General features: G+C 41.8%; 3 protein-coding genes. 1 reads left to right on the forward strand and 2 read right to left on the reverse strand.

The window, feature by feature from the left end:
- On the forward strand, window positions 1–229 hold a 229-nt coding region (locus tag AB4496_RS02570), incomplete at its 5' end, for a diguanylate cyclase (RefSeq protein WP_372130557.1).
- A gap of 79 nt (window positions 230–308) precedes the next feature.
- Here AB4496_RS02570 and AB4496_RS02575 read toward each other — a convergent pair.
- Both AB4496_RS02575 and AB4496_RS02580 read right to left on the reverse strand, forming a co-directional pair.
- A complete protein-coding gene (locus AB4496_RS02575) occupies window positions 309–1,295 on the reverse strand; it encodes a Solitary outer membrane autotransporter beta-barrel domain (RefSeq protein ID WP_372071326.1) in 987 nt (328 codons plus the stop codon).
- Between the two features lie 101 nt (window positions 1,296–1,396).
- Window positions 1,397–2,368 (reverse strand): diguanylate cyclase, encoded by a 972-nt coding sequence (locus tag AB4496_RS02580; protein ID WP_170962720.1) that lies wholly within the window; start codon window positions 2,366–2,368, stop codon window positions 1,397–1,399.
- Between the last annotated feature and the right edge of the window lie 75 nt (window positions 2,369–2,443).

The raw sequence follows: 2,443 nt of genomic DNA on the forward strand, positions 1-2,443 counted from the left end.
CTACGATATGACGATTCGAAATAGCAACGATCGCCCTGACGACCATGAAGTCGGCATTAAAAAGCGTGGTCAGAGCAACAAATCAACTGAAGTCGTAAACGTAACGGTGAGCATTGGGCTGTCTGATAGTAGAACCACTAAACAACCCGTAGAAGTCTTGAAACTTGCCGATAACGCACTGTACAAAGCAAAAGAAACTGGCCGAAACAAGCTGTGTGTCGATAGTTAAAGACGTTGAAAGTCTTGGAATGTAAAGCTCTGAACATCGTAATTTAACGGTGTGAACATCGAAAGCGTTGGTGCTTAGACTAATCTTGGTTAAAGAATATGACTAAGCTCCCTCCTTTCAAACTACTTCCGTAATTGATAGTAAACCCTATTCCTACATTATCGACCCAGTCATTAAACAGATTTGGGTTAAGCAACCAACCTACACTAGCTTCGTAGTAAGCTGTAGTGCCCATAGACGCGACAGTATCACCACCAATATCTATTCTTCTTATACTCGAATACATGGATGTGATGTTTTTGTCCCAACGAACTAAGTCATAGAAGATCTTAGCTTCATTTGCTATGTACCAACCTTCTGGGTGACCAATGTTACCGTTATTGGCTTCTCCCCAACCTATACCATTAAAGTAATGCCAACTGGTACTGAGTTTATATTTTCCCCAGTCATTCTTATCTTCAAACATCAACTTTATCTTAGGCTCTATTATGTATGCCCAAGCATCCGTGTTCAGATAAAGACCATCCAGGCGACCTTGAATTGGTGCAAGCAACGAAGAACGATATTCAAAATCGTTTCGATAATAGGAAATATGGTTACCAATTGCAGAACTAAAACTCAAGTATTCGTTTAACTGGGATACGTTCGCGTACTCAACGTAACCAGAAACAACAGACTCTTTTTGAAAGTCGCTTATCGTTGAACTGGCATATTGAACATCCTTCTCTATCCGCAACGCAGATAAACGAAGTGTTACTTCTTGATGGTTGTCTTCAATATAACTTGGCACTTCAAAGGTATAAGGAAGGCTGAGGGACGCGATATTTTGTCGGCGACTTACTGAGTCATTAGAGCCAATATCTTCATTGTCCAAACTAAAGACTTTGTTGGGATCAAAATTATTTATGCCAAAGGTAAACACATCCGTATCATTGAGCAAAACACTCGTTGCGAAGGTTTGTTCAATGTCTTTCCTGACCAGTTCAGAGAGTGAAGCTGCGTTAACAGCGGTTGGAGACACGGAAACAAACAGAGTTAATACAAGACCTTTGTTTGAGTTAGTCATGACGAATGACTTGGAATGCTGCATTTCTTTTATCACTTAGGTCACTTCCTAGCTTATAAGCTACTAGAAGTATAATTCAGGTTACTACCGAAGCTCGTCAACTATTGCTCAAGCTCTATAATATCGCGTTGTATGTAGGTATTTCTTCCACTTTGCTTGGCCTGATACAGTGCTTGGTCAACCTTTTCGTAAATAGAAGCGATAGCTTCACCACCTTCAGGGATGAATGACAACACACCTTGTGACGCTGTCACTCTGTCAGACACTGCTGAGTAGTCGTGGACGTAGTTCATTTGATGCAGTGCTTCTTTTACACGATTGGCCTGTAAATTAGCCGCGGAGCTGTCGGTATCACTCAGAATGATGACGAACTCTTCACCGCCGTAACGTCCAACAAACTCTCCAGCTCGAACAAAGAGCTCTTTCAAAGTATTGGCAAGCCCTTGCAGGCACTTATCCCCTTGAATATGGCCATAGTTATCGTTGTAAGGCTTAAAGAAGTCAACATCGAGTAGTATGACGGTCATGGATATATTACGTCGTCCGTGCCACGCAATGCTCTCTTCAAGCTTAGTATCCATATATCGTCGGTTGTACAATTTGGTTAGGCCGTCTTCGTTGGCTTGTTGTTGCAGTAAAATATTCAGTTCTTCGAGTTTGGCGGTACTCTGTTTTAACTCTCGTCTCATGTGCGCAATACGCTGCATCGCAATCAACTTAGAGTTCAAAACAACTTTGTTTACTGGTTTGATCAAATAGTCATCGCCGCCGGCATCAATCGCTTTTGCGATCATTTCAGGCTCTTCATGACCGCTCAAAAAGATGATCGGAACCCATTCTGGGAATTGCCGACGAACTTCGTTTGCGACCTCAAAACCATCCATGTCTGGCATGCTGATATCCAGTAACACGAGTTCAGGATCAAAATCAGAATAAACATTCAGGGCTTCTTTTCCGCTACCAACAGCTTCTACAACATGACCCAGTTGCTTGAGTCGAATAGCGAGTTGCATCCTATCCAGTTGAACGTCATCAACTAGCAATATGCGCATCGAAGATCCCTTTTCTATCATCACATCACCTTTATCTAGTGTTGAATATTCAAAGTAGCTCAAATTTGGGCTTAAATCATGCCCTAATCTCTATAT

This window comes from Vibrio sp. 10N.222.46.A1, assembly GCF_041473595.1.
Taxonomy (GTDB): domain Bacteria; phylum Pseudomonadota; class Gammaproteobacteria; order Enterobacterales; family Vibrionaceae; genus Vibrio; species Vibrio tasmaniensis_A.